Below are 19,364 nucleotides of genomic sequence, written 5' to 3'. Positions count from 1 at the left end.
CGTTACTGATGCGTCACGACGATCAGGCGCAGGGCATCCAGACGCCATCCCGCCTGATCCAGGCTTTCCATCACCAGCTGACGATTGCTTTCAATGGCGCTGAGTTCGTCATCACGGATGTTCGGGTTAACGGCACGCAGCGCTTCCAGACGGGAGAGTTCAGCCGTCAGCTTCTCGTCCGCCTCTTTACGCGCCGCGTCGATCAGCGCGCGGGCCGATTTTTCTACCTGCGCTTCACCGAGTTGCAGAATGGCATGCACATCCTGCTGTACGGCGTTGACCAGTTTACTGCCGGTGTGGCGGTTAACGGCGCTGAGCTGACGGTTAAAGGTTTCGAATTCAACCTGCGCGGCAAGGTTGTTGCCGTTTTTGTCCAGCAGCATGCGTACCGGGGTTGGCGGCAGGAAGCGGTTTAACTGCAGCTGTTTTGGCGCTTGCGCTTCAACGACGTAGACCAGTTCAACCAGCAGAGTACCGACCGGTAATGCTTTGTTTTTCAGCAAAGAAATGGTGCTGCTTCCGGTGTCGCCGGAGAGGATCAGATCCAGACCATTACGGATCAGCGGATGCTCCCAGGTAATAAACTGCGCGTCTTCACGCGACAGGGCAACATCACGCTCAAACGTAATGGTACAGCCATCTTCCGGCAGCCCAGGGAAATCCGGCACCAGCATATGATCGGACGGTGTCAGCACGATCAAATTGTCGCCACGGTCATCCTGATTAATACCAACGATATCAAACAGGTTCATGGCGAAGGCGATCAGGCTGGTATCGTCGTCCTGTTCTTCAATACTCTCAGCCAGCGCCAGCGCTTTTTCGCCGCCGTTAGAGTGGATCTCCAGCAGGCGATCGCGACCTTGCTCCAGCTGTGCTTTCAGCGCGTCATGCTGTTCGCGACAGGTTTTGATCAGATCGTCAAAGCCATCAGTGTTTTCTGGCTCAGCCAGGTAGCCGATCAGATTGTTATATACCGTGTCATAGATGGTACGTCCGGTCGGGCAAGTGTGTTCGAACGCATCCAGACCTTCGTGGTACCAACGCACCAGCACGGATTGCGCGGTTTTTTCCAGGTATGGAACGTGGATCTGGATATCATGCACCTGACCAATACGGTCCAGACGGCCAATACGCTGTTCCAGCAGGTCCGGATTGAACGGCAGATCAAACATCACCAGATGGCTGGCGAACTGGAAGTTACGCCCTTCGGAGCCGATTTCAGAGCACAGCATCACCTGGGCGCCGCTATCTTCTTCGCTAAACCAGGCCGCAGCGCGGTCACGTTCAATGATCGACATCCCTTCATGGAACACGGCGGCGCGGATACCTTCGCGCTCGCGCAGAACCTGCTCCAGCTGAAGCGCAGTGGTGGCTTTCGCACAGATGACCAGAACTTTTTGCGAGCGGTGGCTGGTCAGGTAGCCCATCAGCCATTCCACGCGCGGGTCAAAGTTCCACCAGGTGCCGGTGTCGCCTTCGAATTCCTGATAAATCTGCTCCGGGTAGAGCATGTCGCGCGCGCGGTCTTCCGCGCTCTTACGCGCGCCCATAATACCGGAGACTTTAATGGCCGTCTGGTATTGGGTTGGCAACGGCAATTTGATGGTATGCAGCTCGCGTTTAGGGAAGCCTTTCACACCGTTACGGGTATTTCGGAACAGCACGCGGCTGGTGCCGTGGCGGTCCATCAGCATCGAAACCAGCTCCTGACGCGCGCTCTGGGCGTCTTCGCTGTCGCTGTTTGCCGCCTGCAGTAACGGCTCAATGTCCTGTTCGCCAATCATGTCACCTAACATGTTCAGCTCATTGTTACTCAGCTTGTTGCCAGCCAGTAACATGGCGACGGCGTCGGCGACCGGACGGTAATTTTTCTGTTCTTCAACAAACTGGGCGAAATCGTGGAAGCGGCTTGGATCCAGTAGGCGCAGGCGCGCAAAGTGGCTTTCCAGGCCCAGCTGTTCCGGCGTTGCGGTCAGCAGCAGGATGCCTGGTACGCGCTCTGCCAGCTGTTCAACGGCCATATATTCACGGCTGGGCGCGTCTTCGCTCCACACCAGGTGATGGGCTTCATCGACAATCAGCAGATCCCATTCGGCATCACACAGGTGCTCCAGACGCTGTTTACTGCGACGGGCAAAGTCCAGCGAACAGATAACCAACTGTTCGGTTTCAAACGGGTTGTAGGCATCGTGCTGCGCTTCTGCATAACGCTCATCATCAAACAGCGCAAAGCGCAGGTTGAAACGACGCAGCATTTCGACCAGCCACTGGTGTTGTAACGTCTCCGGGACGATGATCAGCACGCGCTCTGCGGCGCCTGACAGCAGCTGTTGATGCAGGATCATCCCTGCTTCAATGGTTTTACCTAAACCCACTTCGTCTGCCAGTAGCACGCGAGGGGCATGACGACGGCCGACATCATGGGCAATGTTGAGCTGGTGGGGGATCAGGCTGGTACGTTGACCACGCAAACCACTCCACGGCATTCGGTACTGTTCGCTCTGAAATTTACGTGCGCGATAGCGCAGCGCAAAGCGGTCCATACGGTCAATCTGGCCGGCAAACAGGCGATCCTGGGGTTTACTGAAAACCAGTTTGCTGTCGAGCAGCACTTCACGCAGCGTTACACCGGTTTCTTCGGTATCAAGGCGGGTTCCGATATAGGCAAGCAGGCCGTTTTCTTCTTTTACTTCATCGACATGCAGTTGCCAGCCTTCATGGCTCGTTATCGTGTCGCCAGGGTTGAACATCACGCGGGTCACGGGGGAATCACTGCGCGCATACAGACGGTTTTCACCCGTCGATGAGAAAAGTAAAGTGACGGTTCGCGCATCCATGGCGACAACAGTACCAAGTCCCAATTCGCTTTCTGTATCGCTGATCCAGCGTTGACCAAGTGTAAAAGGCATATATGTTCGGCTCTATATCTTTAATTGCAGGCAATACTCGTCATTTTCCGGGCTAGTCCCCGTTATTGAGAGCATACGACCCCGCTACCAGGCTAATAAATCAGTGGTAGGGGTGTTAAATGGGTCCAGGAATGGAAAGGGCGCTATGGTACTGGATGGCGGCGGTTTCGTCACGCGTCAAAATAACCCCAGTTGTCCTGTGAGTAGTGTAGCAAAATTATCGTCAATAAAGGGAAGAATTCCCTCGGCAACCGGCTGGATCTGGCGGGTCAGATAATGCTCGTAATCAAGTGCAGATTGCTGATAATCAACAGGTTCAGGTCCATTTATCGTCCAGACATATTTAATCGTGCCACGATTCTGATACTGCTGCGGACGCCCCAGTTTGACGTTCTGCTCATCGGCGAGCCGCGCGGCGCGAACGTGCGGCGGAACATTCCGCTGGTATTCGCTCAACGGGCGTCGCAGGCGTTTGCGGTACACCAGGTGTTCATCCAGTTCACCCGCCATCAGACGGTCGATAGTCTCGCGAACAAACTCTTGATAAGGCTCGTTACGAAAAATTCGCAGGTACAGCTCCTGCTGAAACTGCTGGGCCAGCGGCGTCCAGTCGGTGCGTACCGTTTCCAGACCTTTAAATACCATGCGTTGCTCAGCACCTGACTGAATCATTCCGGCGTAGCGTTTTTTGCTGCCGGTATCTGCACCGCGAATGGTCGGCATCAGAAAGCGACAAAAGTGGGTTTCAAATTCCAGCTCCAGCGCGCTGGTCAGGTTTTGCTGCTTCAGCGATTGCGCCCACCAGTTGTTGACATAGCTTACCAGCTCCCGACCAATCCGGGCCGCATCGTCTTCCGAGTGCGCCTTTTTAAGCCAGACAAAGGTGGAGTCGGTGTCGCCATAGATGACGTCGTAACCCTGAGCCTCAATCAGCGCTTTGGTCTGACGCATGATCGCGTGACCGCGCATGGTGATAGACGAAGCCAGCCTCGGGTCGAAAAAGCGGCAGGAGGTGGTGCCAAGCACGCCGTAAAACGCGTTCATGATGATTTTCAGCGCCTGTGAGAGCGGCTTATTGCCGCGGCGTTTGGCTTCATCGCGCCCATGCCAGATCTGGGTAACAATTTCTGGCAGACAGTGCTTTTCGCGTGAGAACCAGGCGTCAAGGAACCCCTCGGTACTGTGTTCCCGATCCGGCTGTGCCATCCCTTCGATAAGTCCCACTGGATCGATCAAAAAAGTACGAATAATTGACGGGTACAGGCTTTTGTAATCCAGCACCAGCACGGAGTCGTACAAACCCGGGCGCGAGTCCATCACGTAGCCACCGGGGCTGGCGTGCGCGGGAACTTCCCCCAGATTCGGTGCCACATAGCCCGCCCGGTGCATTCGCGGTAGGTAGAGATGGCCGAAGGCGGCAACGGAACCGCCGTGCCGGTCGACCGGCAGGCCGTTTACCGTCGATCGTTCCAGCAAAAATGGCATGATCTCGGTTTTATGAAAAATACGCGTGACCAGCTCACAGTCTTTGAGATTGTAGGTGGCAAGCGCGGGCTTATCCTGGGCAAACCGGCGATCTATTTCGTCCATCCTGTCCCAGGGATTATCTATCGACTTCCCTTCGCCCAGCAGCTCCTGTGACACCGTTTCCAGCGAAAAGGATGAGAAATTCCAGAATGCGGATTTAAGCGCCTCAATGCCGTCGATAATCAGGCGACCTTTAGCCTGCGCGAAGAATACGCCGTTTTTGAAGCCATGTTCGCGCCACTCCAGCTCGCTATTGTCACGGCCAAAACGCAGGGGAATGCGGTAACGTTCGGCATGCTTTTGCAGGACGCGTAAATCGAATTGCACGACGTTCCAGCCGATTACCACATCAGGATCGTGACGGGCAATCCAGTCGTTGAGCTTTTCCAGTAACTGCGGGCGGCTTGCGACATATTCAAGTTCAAAATCCAGCGCTGAGGCATCGCCGTTTGCCGGGCCGAGCATGTAGACAATACGCTGCCCACAGCCTTCAAGGCCGATACAGTAGAGTTCGCCGTGGCGCGTGGTTTCGATATCCAGCGAGACCCATTTCAGCGGCGGTCGATAGTCAGGGTTTGGCTTCAACCGGGCATTGACCAGCGTACCGTTGTGTCTGTCGCCTTCAACCCAAACAGGTGAGGTGATAAAACGCTCCATCAGATACCGTTCCGGCGGACGCACGTCGGCCTCGTAGACGGTAATTGCGTTTTCACGCAGCAGCTTTTCAAGCCGCATGAGCTGGCGATGTGAGCGGCAATACAGGCCGGAAACGGGCTGGCGGTGGAAGTCTTGCAATTGCAGCGGCGTCAGACGATAGCCGTTTTCATTGCGTAATAATGACGCTACGCGAGGAACCTGACTGACAGGAATAAACGCGACCGACTCCTGAGGCGCGAGCGTGACCTGTAGCGGCCCGTCGTCCGTAGCCAGCCAGAATGTGACCTCAGTTCCCTGCGGGGTGTCCCGCCAGTGCCGGGTTAAAATAAAGCCTGCCTGCGCCACGCTGCGTACCCATTAAAAAACCAGGCATTATTATAGCCTGGTTTACACGATTGTACTGTTATTTTGTACAGTTAAAAATGAGAGCTGCGGGAAGTTATTGTGACAGTAACAGTAAAATGCCCTCCGCAGTAAAAGTGTTACAGGATAGGCTTTGATATTTAATAAATGAATGCCTTAATTGAAAACTCTTCCTTTAATTATTTTATTGGCCTGTCATGGCTATTTGTATCTATTATTCTTTTGTAATTATATTTGTTTCATAAATTGGAAGTCCGTTTCAGGATTTTTATGTCATTTTCGGAATCGTGCTCGTACGGTTTTGTTACTCATCCCTCGGTTCAGGAAAAATGGTTATTTTTTTATTTGTTTTTATTCATGGTTAGTGTAACTATTTTAATCAAACACTCGGGTTACCAGATTGAATATAATATATTTTTATGGCTTGCTATTGTCTGGATAAAAACGGATTTTCGGTTCGATTTCGTCGGGAATATCTCTCTGTATAATTTGATTTTTATCGCTGAATATAATTTTATTCATCAGATAGCTCGGGTGTTTTATATCAATAGCTTGGGTGCGTAGTGTTATGGAGGCCTATTATGGATATTTATACTCAGGCGTTACAGGTAGGATATGATCACTATTTATTTGTTAATACTCAGTTATCTAACCCTACAATTAAATCAGTAAGTCAATATATTGAGTATAGAACGTGGTCAGGTCAAATTTGGCGTACTGAGGTTATTGAACGTGGGAATGCTTTCTTTCACTGGCAAGGGCATGACAGAATAAATGGTCATCGTGATACGGTGATTAATTATCTGTTGAATGGACAGCGCTGGCAGTCAACGATTACAGATTACATTTTCTTTCATTCACTGGATGGTGAAGAGGCGCAGGGACATTATGACAACGTGATTAAATACGTTTGTGCTAATAACTGTGTGTATCGAAGTGCGTTTGCGGAATATATAAAGGAATAACCAGAGAGCGCGTCACCGAGATTCCGGGCGCGCTCAGATTGTTTTCACTGGCCGTAGTAGGCTTTTGCGCCGTGTTTACGTAGGTAATGTTTATCTAACAGGGTTTGCTGCATATCCGGCAATTGCGGCGCGAGCTGGCGACAGAAGATCCCCATGTAGGCGACTTCTTCCAGCACGATGGCGTTGTGTACCGCATCTTCGGCGTTTTTTCCCCACGCAAACGGACCGTGAGAGTGCACCAGCACGCCAGGCATCTGCGAAGCGTCAATACCTTGTTTCTCAAAGGTTTCAACGATCACATTACCGGTTTCCCACTCATATTCGCCGTTGATTTCTTCCTCGGTCATTTTCCGTGTGCAGGGAATCGAGCCGTAGAAATAGTCCGCATGAGTGGTACCCGTGGCTGGAATCGACTGGCCCGCCTGCGCCCAGATGGTTGCATGACGCGAATGGGTATGAACAATGCCGCCAATGGTCGGGAATGCCTGATACAGCAGACGGTGCGTTGGGGTATCGGAGGAGGGTTTCTTCGCACCTTCTACAACCTCACCGGTGGCGATACTGACTACGACCATATCTTCTGCGGTCATAACGCTGTAATCGACCCCGGATGGTTTAATCACAAACACGCCGCGCTCGCGATCGACGGCACTCACGTTCCCCCAGGTCAAGGTGACCAGGTGGTGCTTAGGCAACGCCAGATTGGCTTCCAGCACCTGACGTTTGAGATCTTCTAACATGTTGATTCCTCTGTGCCGGATGGCGGGCAAGCGCAGAGCCATCCGGCAACAACATAATTAACGTTTAAAACCGTAATAGACGTCGTTCCAGCGCAGCGCGTCCTTAAAGGCCGGCAGGCGGGTATCGTTGTCGATCACGGCGATCTCGATATCGTGCATTTCAGCAAACTGGCGCATATCGTTCAGATCCAGCGCGTGGCTGAAGACGGTGTGGTGCGCGCCACCGGCCAGGATCCAGGCTTCAGATGCGGTCGGCAGATCAGGCTGGGCTTTCCACAATGCGTTAGCCACCGGCAGTTTCGGCAGGGAGTGCGGTGTTTGAACTGTGTCGATGCAGTTAACCAGCAGGCGATAGCGATCGCCAAGATCGATCAGGCTGGCAACGACTGCCGGGCCAGTTTTGGTGTTGAAGATCAGACGAGCGGGATCGTCTTTACCACCAATGCCGAGATGCTGAACATCGAGGATCGGTTTATCTTCCACCGCGATGGACGGGCACACTTCCAGCATGTGCGAGCCGAGCACCAGATCGTTGCCTTTCTCGAAGTGGTAGGTGTAATCCTCCATAAATGAGGTGCCGCCCTGCAGACCGGTTGACATCACCTTCATGATGCGAAGCAGAGCGGCGGTTTTCCAGTCGCCTTCGCCCGCAAAGCCGTAGCCTTGCTGCATCAGACGCTGTACGGCCAGACCCGGGAGCTGTTTCAGGCCGTGTAAATCTTCAAATGTCGTGGTAAAGGCGTGGAATCCGCCCTGTTCCAGGAAACGCTTCATCCCCAGTTCAATACGGGCTGCTTCCAGTACGTTCTGACGTTTCTCACCGTGGACTTGCGTTGCCGCCGTCATGGTGTAGGTGCTTTCATACTCATCGATTAGCGCGTTGATTTCGCCGTCGCTAATGGAGTTCACTACCTGCACCAGATCGCCTACGGCCCAGGTATTTACCGAGAAGCCGAATTTGATCTGCGCAGCGACTTTATCGCCATCGGTGACTGCGACTTCACGCATGTTGTCGCCAAAACGGCAGACTTTCAGATGGCGGGTATCCTGTTTGGACACGGCCTGGCGCATCCAGGAGCCAATGCGTTCGTGCGCTTGTTTGTCCTGCCAGTGACCGGTGACCACGGCGTGCTGCTGACGCATACGTGCGCCGATGAAGCCGAATTCACGGCCGCCGTGCGCGGTCTGGTTCAGGTTCATAAAGTCCATATCAATGCTGTCCCACGGCAGGGCGGCGTTGAACTGGGTATGGAATTGCATCAGCGGCTTGTTGAGGATAGTCAGACCGTTAATCCACATTTTGGCCGGAGAGAAAGTGTGCAGCCAGACCACCAGACCTGCGCAGCGATCATCGTAGTTAGCGTCACGACAAATAGCGGTAATCTCGTCAGGTGAAGTACCCAGCGGTTTTAAAACCAGTTTGCAGGGCAGTTTAGCTTCAGTATTCAGCGCGTTAACGACGTGCTCGGCATGTTGGGTTACCTGACGCAGGGTTTCAGGGCCATACAGATGCTGGCTACCAATCACAAACCACACTTCATAGTTATCAAAAATCGTCATTGTCGTGTCCTTAATGTGTCAGGGTTGCCTGGTCTACCGGGGTTTGTTGCACCGGAGCGGCAGTCGGAAGGTATTGTTGTTCAGCGCTTACCGCCCACTGCTGGTAGCGGCGGTAAAGCTGTTCAAAACGTTGAGCCTGCTCTGGTCGAGGTTGCAGCGTGTTTTCCACGGCGCTTGCCATCTGTTGCTGAGCGGCTGGGATATCGGTGTGTACTTTCGCGGCAACGGCGGCAAAGATAGCCGCACCGAGTGCGCAGCACTGGTCTGAAGCGACAATCTGTAGCGGACGGTTGAGCACGTCACAGCAGGCTTGCATGATGACCGGATTTTTACGGGCGATGCCGCCTAGCGCCATTACGTTGTTAACCGCAATGCCTTGTTCGGTGAAGCATTCCATGATGGCGCGTGCACCAAAGGCGGTGGCGGCAATCAGACCGCCGAACAGCGCTGGCGCGTCGGTTGCCAGATTCAGATCGGTAATCACTCCTTTCAGACGCTGGTTGGCATTGGGCGTACGGCGACCGTTGAACCAGTCGAGCACCACCGGCAGATGATCCAGCGACGGATTTCTCGCCCAGGCTTCGGTTAGCGCTGGTAGCAGCTGTTTTTGGCTGGCTTTAATCTGGGTCTTCAGCTCCGGGTGCTGCGTGGCAAGCTGCTCCAGCGGCCAGCTCAGCACACGGCTAAACCAGGCATAGATATCGCCGAACGCGGACTGGCCTGCCTCGAGGCCAATAAAATGCGGCACCACGCTGCCATCAACCTGGCCGCAAATGCCTTTCACCGCGCGTTCGCCGACGCTGTGTTTGTCAGCAATCAGAATGTCGCAGGTCGACGTGCCGATGACTTTCACCAGCGTATTGGGCTGTGCGCCCGCGCCGACCGCGCCCATATGGCAGTCAAAAGCGCCGCCTGCAATCACCACGCTTTCCGGTAGTCCCAGACGCTGCGCCCACTCGGCGCACAGGGTGCCAACCGGCAGGTCGGCTGTGAAGGTATCGGTAAACATCGGGTATTGCAGATGGCGGTTGAGGATGGGGTCGAGTTCGTCAAAGAAAATGGCTGGCGGTAGACCACCCCAACTTTCATGCCACAGGGATTTATGCCCGGCGCTGCAGCGACCGCGACGAATATCCTGTGGACGTACGGTATTAGAGAGCAGGGCCGGAACCCAGTCGCACAGTTCAATCCACGAAACCGCGGCCTCGGCAACCGCGTGGTCCTGACGGGTCACATGCAGGATTTTGGCCCAGAACCATTCGCTGGAATAAATACCGCCGATATAGCGGGAGTAATCGATCTTGCCCGGTGTGTGGCACAGACGGGTAATTTCTTCAGCTTCTTCTACTGAGGTGTGATCTTTCCACAGGACAAACATTGCATTTGGGTTTTCAGCGAACTCCGGACGCAACGCCAGTACGTTGCCGTCGGCATCGATGGGGGCCGGGGTTGAACCGGTGCTGTCAACGCCAATCCCGACCACTTCCGCACGCTGTTTAACGCTCAGTTCGGCCAGCACGGTTTTCAGCGCCGCTTCCATTGATTCAATGTAGTCGCGTGGATGATGGCGAAACTGGTTGTTTGGGCCATCGCAATACTGCCCTTCCTGCCAACGTGGGTACCACTCTACGCTGGTGGCGATTTCTTCACCGGTAGCACATTCCACTGCCAAAGCGCGTACTGAATCACTGCCAAAATCGAGGCCAATTGCAATCGCCATCGTCTTACTCCATCCAAAAATACGGGTATGGATAAACAGTAGTTAGTAGGGATAAAAACCGTCAGGCAGGATTCGCTAATCTTATGGACTAAAATGCTGTGGCATCACAAAGTGTGACGCCGTGCAAATAATCAATGTGGACATTTCTGCCGTAGTTATAGACACTTTTGTTAGCCGATTTTAACGTTGGCGCAGTACATATTTTTTACAAAGTGCTTTTCACAAGCGGGGTTGATGGTCCATTACCGCAAACACAGCGGCCCGCAGGGGCGACGGCAATGATGTCTGGCGTAATATGGACAAATTGTTTCTTAGCAGAACATAGGGAGTATTGAAATTATGGCTGAAACGCAAAACGATCCCCTGCTGCCAGGCTATTCGTTTAACGCGCATTTGGTGGCCGGATTAACCCCCATCGAGGCGAACGGATACCTGGATTTTTTTATCGACAGGCCGCTGGGTATGAAGGGCTATATCCTCAATCTCACTATCCGTGGCGAAGGGGTTATCAATAATCAGGGCAAACAATTTGTCTGTCGGCCTGGCGATATTTTGCTGTTTCCGCCCGGAGAAATTCACCACTACGGACGCCATCCTGATGCCAGCGAGTGGTATCACCAGTGGGTTTACTTTCGCCCACGCGCCTACTGGCAGGAGTGGCTGACCTGGCCGGCCATTTTTGCCCAGACTGGATTCTTTCGTCCGGATGAAGCACATCAGCCGCATTTTAACGAACTGTTTGGGCAGATAATCAACGCCGGGCAGGGAGAAGGTCGCTATTCCGAACTGCTGGCGATTAATTTACTGGAACAGTTATTGCTCCGCCGTATGGAAGCCATTAATGAATCGCTGCATCCCCCCATGGACAACCGCGTGCGCGACGCCTGCCAGTACATCAGCGATCACCTGGCGGACAGTAATTTTGATATTGCCAGCGTCGCACAGCACGTCTGCCTGTCGCCTTCCCGTTTGTCGCATCTGTTCCGTCAGCAGTTGGGTATCAGCGTATTAAGCTGGCGCGAGGATCAGCGTATCAGCCAGGCCAAGCTATTGCTGAGTACCACTCGTATGCCCATTGCTACGGTGGGGCGCAATGTTGGCTTTGACGATCAGCTCTATTTTTCTCGCGTTTTCAAAAAATGTACCGGCGCCAGTCCGAGCGAGTTTCGCGCCGGATGTGAATAAAAAGTGAATGATGTGTCCTGAAAGTTGTCATAACTCGCAATCTATTCAGACAATTGATGGCTTGACGAAGTTGAGACGGGTTATCAAAATCCCTGCTTCGTAAATCTGACGGACACATTATGCAAGCATTGCTGGAACACTTTATTCTTCAGTCCGCCCTGTACTCCCTGATCGCCGTACTGCTGGTGGCCTTTCTGGAGTCACTGGCGCTGGTTGGCCTGATTCTGCCCGGTACCGTGATGATGGCGGGACTGGGGGCGCTGATTGGCAGTGGCGAACTGAACTTCTGGCATGCCTGGCTTGCGGGCATCATTGGTTGCCTGTTGGGGGACTGGATCTCTTTCTGGTTGGGCTGGCGCTTTAAAAAGCCGCTGCACCGTTGGTCGTTCATGAAAAAGAACAAGGCGTTGCTGGATAAAACCGAGCACGCGCTGCATCAGCACAGCATGTTTACCATTCTGGTGGGGCGTTTTGTGGGACCGACGCGTCCGCTGGTGCCAATGGTGGCGGGCATGCTGGATCTGCCTGTCGCTAAATTTATCGTCCCGAATATTATTGGTTGCATACTGTGGCCGCCGTTCTACTTCCTGCCGGGGATCCTGGCGGGGGCGGCAATTGATATTCCTTCTGAGATGCAGAGCGGGGATTTCAAATGGTTGCTGCTGGCGACGGCGCTGTTGCTATGGGTAGGGGGCTGGTTTTGCTGGCGACTGTGGCGTAGCGGCAAAGCGGTAGTCGATCGCTTAACCGCGTATTTCCCCCGCAGCCGTTTACTGTATCTGGCGCCGTTGACGCTTGGGATCGGCGTGGTTGCGCTGGTGGCGTTACTGCGCCATCCGCTGATGCCGGTGTATATTGATATTCTGCGTAAAGTCGTGGGTTTCTGACGATTCTTTTGCCGGATGGCGCTGACGCTTATCCGGCCTGGGAAATCAATCACTCGGCTTTGATGCCCAAGAGCGTCGAGGCGCTGGCCTGACCGCTTAATAACTCATCCGTTTTGCCCTGCCAGGCGATGCGCCCGTCGGCGACCACAATCGAACGGGACGCAATTCGCGCCGCATCTTCTACGCTGTGGGACACCATCAGCAACGTAAGCTGTTTATCGCGACAGACCTCGGCAACCAGCGTTAACATCTCCTGGCGCAGGGCGGGATCGAGCGCAGAGAACGGTTCATCAAGCAGCAAAATGGGTTGTTCCCGCACGAGGCAACGCGCCAGCGCTACGCGCTGTCGCTGACCGCCGGAAAGCTCTCCGGGGAGGCGCTCCAGCAGTGAGTCGATCCCCATTTGCTGGGCGATGTGATGCATTTTCTCCCGCTGCGATGCGTTCAGCTTCAATCCCGGGTTAAGGCCCAGGCCGATGTTTTGCTGCACGCTCAGGTGGCTGAACAGGTTATTTTCCTGAAACAGCATCGAAACGGGGCGACGTGAGGGAGGCGTGGCGGTGTGATCTTCACCTTCAATCAACATGGTACCGCTGGCAGGCGTGAGGAAGCCGGCGATCAGATTCAGCAGCGTACTTTTCCCGGCGCCGCTGGGCCCGAGGATCGCGACCTGCTCACCGCGCGCGATCGACAGCGTAAAGCGCATCGGCAAATGGTGATAAAGCCATGTGATATCAATCAGTTTTAACATTTCGACCCGGCAATTTCTCAATAACGGTAAACAGCGTAAAGCACAGGATCAGCAGCAATAACGCCGTAACTGCGCCATCCTGACTGCGATAAGAGCCAATCTGCTGATATAAATAAAACGGCAGGGTGCGGAAATCCTCATTACCAAATAGCGCGACCACGCCAAAATCGCCAATCGACAGCACGCAGGCAAAAGCCATCGCCTGCGCCAGCGGGCGCTTCAGGGCACGCAGTTCAACCACTTTCAGGCGCGACCATCCCTCAATTCCCAACGACTGGCACAACATACTGTAGCGGGTGGTGACGTCCCGCATTGGGTTTTCCAGTACCTTCAGCGCGTAAGGGATCGCCATCAGCGCATTGGTAAAAATGACAATGCCGTCGGCTGATTCGGGGAGTCCAATGGTGTTATTGAGCAGCAGAAAGAAACCGGTTGCCAGCACGATGCCCGGCATGGCGAGGATCATCATGCCGCTAAGTTCCAGCATCTGACCAGCCAGTACCTGCTGTCGGGCACGCAGTTCACGACTGCTCCATAACAGCATCATGGTGAGAACTACGCACAACGCACCTGCCGCCAGCGCAATACGCAGCGAGGTTCCCAGCGCGTGCCACAGTACAGGTTGCTTAAGAACATCCAGCATATGGCGGTTAATACCATCGACAATTACCGCCAGCAGCGGCGGCAGCAGTAGCAGCAGGGCCAGAATAATCAGCAGCGCGTCTGCCAGGCGGCTGTGCAGACGATCGTCGGGATCGCGCCAGCCCTGAACCAGCGTGGTACCGGGGGCAATGGCGCGGCTCAGACGTTGGCTGAAGAGCACCAGCGCTAAACAACAAACCATCTGGATCAACGCCAACATGGCGGCGCGGGCGGGATCGTAATCGAAGTTCAGCGCCTGATAAATTGCCAGCTCGATGGTAGTGGCCTGCGGTCCACCGCCCAGCGACAAAACGGTGGCGAAGCTGGCGAAACAGAGCATAAAGATGAGCGCCGCGACGGGAAGGATTTGCCGACGCAGCCACGGCCATTCAACAAAGCGGAAGAAATGCCAGCCGCGCAGACCTAACTGAGCGGCTAACTGTCGCTGTTCGCCGGGAATATTCTCCAGAGACTGCAACAGCAGACGACTGGCCATCGGCAGGTTGAAAAAGACGTGCGCCAGCAGAATGCCCTGCAGACCGTACGGCGAAAACGTCCATTCCAACCCGAATGTATGCCAGATCGAGGCCAGCCAGCCCTGACGACCGTACACGCTAAGAATACCGAAGACCGCGACCAGCACTGGCAGGATTAACGTCATCGCGCACAGGCGCAGCAGCGCCAGTCGTCCTGGAAAACGGCGGCGATAGAGCGCTCTGGCAAGGAAAATCGCCGGGATGACCGACAGCACTGCGGATAAAAAAGCCTGCCAGAAAGAAAAGCGCACCACGTGCCACAGGTAGTCGTCTTGCCACAGTGAGCGCCACTCCCCCCGTGGGGCGTTAAACCACAGCGCCAGAAACGCGGCCAGGGCAACGGTCACCATCAGCGTGGCGGCGGTAAGCCCTGGAACCAGCCAGCCGGAAATTAACGGCTGACGGCGCGTTGCCATTCGCTAATCCATGCCTGGCGTTGAGCCGCAACCTGCTGCGGCGTAAATTCCAGCGCGGTGGCTGGCTTATTCAGTTGCTCGAGTCCAGAAGGCAGGGCGACCTGGGTTACCGGATACATCCAGTTACCGGTCGGAATCGCGTTCTGGAAGGCCGGAGACACCATAAACTTGAGGAATTTCTCGGCCAGTTCCGGCTGTTTGCTGGCCGCAGTACGGGCGGCGACTTCTACCTGCAAATAGTGGCCTTCGCTAAAGTTGGCTGCGACGTAGTTGTCTTTTTTCTCGGCGATGATGTGATAGGCCGGAGAGGTGGTGTAGCTGAGTACCAGGTCGCTTTCGCCTTTCAGGAACAGGCCGTAGGCTTCACTCCAGCCCTTGGTGACCGTGACGGTTTTTGCCGAAAGCGCGCGCCAGGCCTCCGACGCCTTATCGCCATAGACTTTCTGCATCCATAGCAGCAGGCCCAGCCCCGGCGTGCTGGTACGCGGGTCCTGATAAATGACGCGCCATTTTTGATCGCTTTCTACCAGTTCTTTCAGGCTTTTGGGCGGATTCTTCAGCTTGTTCTTATCATAAACGAAGGCGAAATAGCCGTAATCAAACGGAACGAAGGTATCGTTTTTCCAGCCGCCGGGCACGTTTACGGCTTCACTTGCTACACCGCTTTTGGCAAACAGTTTAGTTTGGGTGGCGGCTTCCAGAAGGTTGTTATCGAGGCCCAGTACGACGTCAGCTTTACTGTTTTTTCCTTCCATGCGCAGGCGGTTAAGCAGCGAGACACCATCTTCCAGCGCGACCAGTTTCAGTTCACAGTTGCAGTCAGCTTCAAAGGCTTTTTTTATTGTCGGGCCCGGGCCCCAGTCAGCTGCGAACGAGTCGTAGGTATAAATGGTCAGTACAGGTTTGGCGAAAGCAGGCGCTGCGCACAGCAGTAAAAGCGGAAGACATTTTTTAAACACTTTGCACCTCATAAAGTTGGGTGGCAAAGGACTTGAGTTGCAGCCTCAAATCCCTTCGCCGGCATTATCCGGATCAGGTTCGACGGGTATCTCTCAGCCCATACACTTCATCATTCACGCTGCCTCTGTGTTGGCTGCGTTACTCGGCCCATCTCCGGGCCTCGCCCCTTCAGGGCCGCTGCAAGCAGCGTTCAAATCTGCTCCCGGCAGATTTGTCGCTCACCCCAGTCACATAGTTATCTATGATCCTGGGGACTCACTCGCTTGCCGCCTTGATGCAGCGTGAATGATTTTGTGTATGTTTTTATTTAGCACCCCGTTGAGAACGGCGTTAGTGTAATGATTTTGTTGCTATGCGGCAATCAAGAGCCGGATCTAAGGATCCGGTGGTGCAAACCACGCTGATTTAAAATCAAACCAGCCGAGGGTGTTCATGCGTAACCCGCGCATACTGCGCTGTCCTTGAATGATCAGCCAGTGGTGGATCAGCGGCACAATGGCCTTTGTGGCGAGCAGTTGTTGGCACCATGCCGCCAGGCTCATTTCGCCGGTTCGCCAGCGGGCCGCATCGTTTTCCCAGTCCCGCGAGATACAGTTTTGCAGCAACGGGACTTCGCACAAATGGGCGAACAGCGAGAAATCCAGCGGTAGGGTAAAGTTGGCGCTGTTGAGCCAGATATCGCTGACGATTTCACCCGCATACCATTGATCGTAGTCGATCTCCTGAATATTTAACTGTACCTGATGCTCTGCCAGCAACGTCTTCATGATCTGCGCGATAATCCGATGTTCGATGTGATCGCGATAGTAGGTGATCGTCAGCGTTTCCAGTCCGGCGGGTTTTTCACCATGGCCGGGTTTGGCATGGTGCCAGCGGGGGAGCAAACCATAGGCGGGAAACCACAGTCGCTGGAACTGTTCGTCGGCGTGGCAGATGAGATGGGTTGGCGAAAGAACGCGGCTAACCCAATCGCGAACCTCCTGATTAGCGCCACGGTGGGTGCGCGCATCAAACAGCAGGTAGTAGCAACCTTCCTCGAGGCGGCTTTCGATCGCCTTTTCATCCTCCGTGGGGCCTTTTAGCGTCAACCCACCGCCAGGCTCTTCGCCGATATCGGGTAACACCCAAACGTTAACTTCGTCGATCAGCGCCCGGTAGCCAAAGTAATCATCAAATGCATGAATTTTCAGTTGGTTATTGGTATTGCGCATCACCGCATAGGGACCAGTGCCAATCGGGTGGCTGGAGAAGTTGCTGAGCGTCTCCCATTCTCGCGGCAGGATCATGGCGGGGACTTGCCCCAATAGCCAGGGAAGCCAGCGGTCGGGTTGGGCGAGATGGATATCCAGCGTCCAGGCCGTGGGAGAAACGATCTGCGTGATGTGCGAGTACAGCGGCAGGGCGTTAATGCGCATCAGCGAGGTGATGACATCTTCCATTTCCAGTTCGCGGCCATGATGAAAATGAATCCCCGGACGCAGGAAGAATCGCCAGTGTAAAGGTGAAATCTGCTGCCAGTGATGGGCGATGTCCGCTTCCAGTTCCCCATTTTCCTCATTTACCCGAATTAAGGCGCTGAAGATTTGCCGGGCGATATGAGTTTCTGAACGGCGTAGCGCCGTACCGGGAAGCAGGTTGTGCATGGGACGATAATAGAGAACGCGCATGATGTGCCGCCCCTGGCGAAAACTGCGTCCCAGGTGCGAAACCAGCATCTGTCGTACGGCCGTTTTGTCACCGACCAGCTGCACCAGTTGATCGATGCGATCCTGTTCCAGCAGGTCTTCTGCCCGCTGCTGCTGGAGTGCCAGCCCGGTATAGAGGAAAGTCAGGCGCGAGCGTTTACCTCGCCCAACTTCGGCTTCCCACGTTAACCAACCGCGTTCTTGCATGGTATTGAGCAGGGTACGCATATGGCGGCGCGAACAACTCAGCAGCTCCGCCAGCTCGTTCAGCGTCGTGTCTTGCGTTTTGCCGTCACAGCATTGCCACAGACGGATGAACTGTTGTTGCAGACGACCAGAAGACATAAAAGGGGAACTCCTGCGAAAAACTCAGCAATTTTATTATCCCTATATTAAGCCAATAATAGATTCCGATGAAGCGATGAGACAACGAAGGGGTCATCTATGCGTCAGTTCTGGTTGAAATACTTTACCGCGACAGAAAAATCGTCCTGGTTGGCTTGCCTGAGCGCACCGCAGCGCTTAAAGATGCTCGAAGAACTGATGCAGTGGGAGGTGACAGCCTGACTCCTGAATTGGGAATTGCAGACATCATGTGTGACTGAGTATTGGTGTTAATCGCCGCGCCAGCAGATAATCACTGCTGGCTTTTTTTGTTTCTGCTGCGCTAAAAGGAACTGTAATGCTCTGGATTATGACCATGGGACGGCGCCTCAACGGCGTTTACGCGGCATTTATGCTGGTCGCTTTTATGATGGGCGTAGCAGGGGCGTTGCAGGCACCCACGCTGAGCTTGTTCCTGAGCCGTGAAGTCGGGGCGCAGCCGTTTTGGGTCGGGCTGTTTTATACCGTCAATGCGATTGTCGGGATCGTTGTCAGCCTTGGCCTCGCGAAACGATCCGACAGCCAGGGCGACAGGCGCAAGCTGATCATGTTCTGCTGCCTGATGGCAATCGGAAACGCGCTGCTGTTTGCGTTTAATCGCCACTATCTCACGCTTATCACCTGCGGTGTACTGCTGGCCTCGCTGGCGAATACCGCCATGCCGCAGCTGTTTGCGCTGGCGCGGGAATACGCTGATAACTCCGCGCGTGAAGTGGTGATGTTTAGCTCGGTGATGCGTGCGCAGCTTTCGCTGGCCTGGGTAATTGGACCGCCGCTGGCCTTCATGCTGGCGCTGAATTACGGCTTTACGGCGATGTTTTCCATTGCCGCAGGGATTTTCGCCATTAGCCTGGTGCTGATTGCGCTGATACTGCCGTCAGTTACACGGGTGGAGCAACCTGTTGACGTACCGCTGGAACAGACCGGCGGTTGGCAGGACAAAAATGTGCGCATGTTGTTTATTGCCTCCACGCTGATGTGGACCTGCAATACCATGTACATCATCGATATGCCGCTGTGGATAAGCCTTGAGCTGGGGTTACCGGACAAGTTGGCCGGGATCCTGATGGGGACGGCGGCTGGGCTGGAAATTCCGGCGATGATCCTGGCGGGCTACTATGTGAAGCGCTTTGGCAAACGGCGAATGATGATCGCGGCCGTCGCGGCGGGCGTACTGTTTTATCTTGGTTTGATCTTCTTTCACAGCCGCACGGCGCTGCTGGTGCTGCAACTGTTTAATGCAGTATTTATCGGTATCATCGCCGGGATAGGAATGCTGTGGTTTCAGGATCTTATGCCCGGGCGTGCGGGGTCAGCGACCACATTATTTACCAACAGTATTTCAACGGGGGTCATTCTCGCGGGAGTGATTCAGGGGGCTGTTGCGCAAAGCTACGGTCACTTTGCCGTCTATTGGGTGATTGCGGCGATTTCTGTGATCACGCTGGTGATGACCGGGCGGGTAAAGGACGTTTGA

The 19,364-nt window shown here is 54.4% G+C and carries 14 protein-coding genes; 5 read left to right on the top strand and 9 right to left on the bottom strand.

Going from position 1 to position 19,364, the window contains the following annotated elements:
• Positions 1-2: 2 nt before the first annotated feature.
• Both rapA and polB read right to left on the bottom strand, forming a co-directional pair.
• Positions 3-2,909, bottom strand: a complete 2,907-nt coding sequence (gene rapA / locus OGV75_RS05630; protein WP_047498352.1) for an RNA polymerase-associated protein RapA — start codon at positions 2,907-2,909, stop codon at positions 3-5.
• Between the two features lie 177 nt (positions 2,910-3,086).
• Positions 3,087-5,438, bottom strand: a complete 2,352-nt coding sequence (gene polB, locus OGV75_RS05625) for a DNA polymerase II (protein WP_286480422.1) — start codon at positions 5,436-5,438, stop codon at positions 3,087-3,089.
• A gap of 599 nt (positions 5,439-6,037) precedes the next feature.
• Between polB and OGV75_RS05620 the strand changes: the two genes are divergently transcribed.
• The gene (locus OGV75_RS05620; RefSeq protein ID WP_016155677.1) at positions 6,038-6,421 is read left to right on the top strand and encodes a DUF4751 family protein; all 384 of its coding nucleotides are present in this window, start codon (positions 6,038-6,040) and stop codon (positions 6,419-6,421) included.
• Positions 6,422-6,465: 44 nt separating this feature from the next.
• Here OGV75_RS05620 and araD read toward each other — a convergent pair whose 3' ends face one another.
• The 3 genes from araD to araB are packed head-to-tail and all read right to left on the bottom strand — an operon-like array spanning position 6,466 to position 10,441.
• Positions 6,466-7,161 (bottom strand): L-ribulose-5-phosphate 4-epimerase, encoded by a 696-nt coding sequence (gene araD / locus OGV75_RS05615; protein ID WP_047498360.1) that lies wholly within the window; start codon positions 7,159-7,161, stop codon positions 6,466-6,468.
• Between the two features lie 57 nt (positions 7,162-7,218).
• Positions 7,219-8,721, bottom strand: a complete 1,503-nt coding sequence (araA, locus tag OGV75_RS05610) for an L-arabinose isomerase (protein ID WP_016155678.1) — start codon at positions 8,719-8,721, stop codon at positions 7,219-7,221.
• Positions 8,722-8,731: 10 nt separating this feature from the next.
• The gene (gene araB, locus OGV75_RS05605) at positions 8,732-10,441 is read right to left on the bottom strand and encodes a ribulokinase (protein ID WP_286480420.1); all 1,710 of its coding nucleotides are present in this window, start codon (positions 10,439-10,441) and stop codon (positions 8,732-8,734) included.
• 339 nt (positions 10,442-10,780) lie between these two features.
• Between araB and araC the strand changes: the two genes are divergently transcribed.
• Positions 10,781-11,626 carry an arabinose operon transcriptional regulator AraC gene (araC, locus tag OGV75_RS05600; RefSeq protein WP_003018834.1) on the top strand — a complete coding sequence of 282 codons (846 nt, stop codon included), beginning with the start codon at positions 10,781-10,783 and terminating at the stop codon, positions 11,624-11,626.
• Between the two features lie 119 nt (positions 11,627-11,745).
• Positions 11,746-12,513 (top strand): DedA family protein, encoded by a 768-nt coding sequence (locus OGV75_RS05595; RefSeq protein WP_141895896.1) that lies wholly within the window; start codon positions 11,746-11,748, stop codon positions 12,511-12,513.
• 49 nt (positions 12,514-12,562) lie between these two features.
• Here the strand turns inward: OGV75_RS05595 and thiQ are convergent, their stop codons facing one another.
• The 4 genes from thiQ to sgrR form a co-directional block, all read right to left on the bottom strand.
• On the bottom strand, positions 12,563-13,264 hold the full coding sequence (thiQ, locus tag OGV75_RS05590; protein ID WP_016151677.1) for a thiamine ABC transporter ATP-binding protein ThiQ: 702 nt from the start codon (positions 13,262-13,264) through the stop codon (positions 12,563-12,565).
• On the bottom strand, positions 13,248-14,858 hold the full coding sequence (gene thiP / locus OGV75_RS05585; protein ID WP_286480419.1) for a thiamine/thiamine pyrophosphate ABC transporter permease ThiP: 1,611 nt from the start codon (positions 14,856-14,858) through the stop codon (positions 13,248-13,250). Before thiP ends, thiQ begins: the two co-directional genes overlap by 17 nt.
• The gene (gene thiB / locus OGV75_RS05580) at positions 14,834-15,817 is read right to left on the bottom strand and encodes a thiamine ABC transporter substrate binding subunit (protein ID WP_286480418.1); all 984 of its coding nucleotides are present in this window, start codon (positions 15,815-15,817) and stop codon (positions 14,834-14,836) included. Before thiB ends, thiP begins: the two co-directional genes overlap by 25 nt.
• A gap of 375 nt (positions 15,818-16,192) precedes the next feature.
• Positions 16,193-17,848 carry an HTH-type transcriptional regulator SgrR gene (gene sgrR, locus OGV75_RS05575; RefSeq protein WP_286480417.1) on the bottom strand — a complete coding sequence of 552 codons (1,656 nt, stop codon included), beginning with the start codon at positions 17,846-17,848 and terminating at the stop codon, positions 16,193-16,195.
• Positions 17,849-17,947: 99 nt separating this feature from the next.
• On the opposite strand from sgrR, the gene sgrT reads away from it, so the two are divergent.
• The gene (sgrT, locus tag OGV75_RS05570; protein WP_016151681.1) at positions 17,948-18,070 is read left to right on the top strand and encodes a glucose uptake inhibitor SgrT; all 123 of its coding nucleotides are present in this window, start codon (positions 17,948-17,950) and stop codon (positions 18,068-18,070) included.
• Between the two features lie 115 nt (positions 18,071-18,185).
• On the top strand, positions 18,186-19,364 hold the full coding sequence (locus OGV75_RS05565) for a sugar efflux transporter (RefSeq protein ID WP_065554749.1): 1,179 nt from the start codon (positions 18,186-18,188) through the stop codon (positions 19,362-19,364).

The sequence above is a fragment of the Citrobacter sp. Cb028 genome, from assembly GCF_030336705.1.
In the GTDB taxonomy this organism is placed as follows: domain Bacteria; phylum Pseudomonadota; class Gammaproteobacteria; order Enterobacterales; family Enterobacteriaceae; genus Citrobacter; species Citrobacter braakii.
Note: the sequence above shows the minus strand (reverse complement) of the source record. Positions and strands in the feature narration are given on the sequence as shown.

Bases quoted from the DNA above. Each gene is read 5' to 3' on its own strand.
- rapA (WP_047498352.1), bottom strand. From the start codon at position 2,909: ATGCCTTTTACACTTGGTCAACGCTGGATCAGCGATACAGAAAGCGAA.
- OGV75_RS05620 (WP_016155677.1), top strand. From the start codon at position 6,038: ATGGATATTTATACTCAGGCGTTACAGGTAGGATATGATCACTATTTA.
- araD (WP_047498360.1), bottom strand. From the start codon at position 7,161: ATGTTAGAAGATCTCAAACGTCAGGTGCTGGAAGCCAATCTGGCGTTG.
- araA (WP_016155678.1), bottom strand. From the start codon at position 8,721: ATGACGATTTTTGATAACTATGAAGTGTGGTTTGTGATTGGTAGCCAG.
- araB (WP_286480420.1), bottom strand. From the start codon at position 10,441: ATGGCGATTGCAATTGGCCTCGATTTTGGCAGTGATTCAGTACGCGCT.
- araC (WP_003018834.1), top strand. From the start codon at position 10,781: ATGGCTGAAACGCAAAACGATCCCCTGCTGCCAGGCTATTCGTTTAAC.
- OGV75_RS05595 (WP_141895896.1), top strand. From the start codon at position 11,746: ATGCAAGCATTGCTGGAACACTTTATTCTTCAGTCCGCCCTGTACTCC.
- thiQ (WP_016151677.1), bottom strand. From the start codon at position 13,264: ATGTTAAAACTGATTGATATCACATGGCTTTATCACCATTTGCCGATG.
- thiP (WP_286480419.1), bottom strand. From the start codon at position 14,858: ATGGCAACGCGCCGTCAGCCGTTAATTTCCGGCTGGCTGGTTCCAGGG.
- sgrR (WP_286480417.1), bottom strand. From the start codon at position 17,848: ATGTCTTCTGGTCGTCTGCAACAACAGTTCATCCGTCTGTGGCAATGC.
- sgrT (WP_016151681.1), top strand. From the start codon at position 17,948: ATGCGTCAGTTCTGGTTGAAATACTTTACCGCGACAGAAAAATCGTCC.
- OGV75_RS05565 (WP_065554749.1), top strand. From the start codon at position 18,186: ATGCTCTGGATTATGACCATGGGACGGCGCCTCAACGGCGTTTACGCG.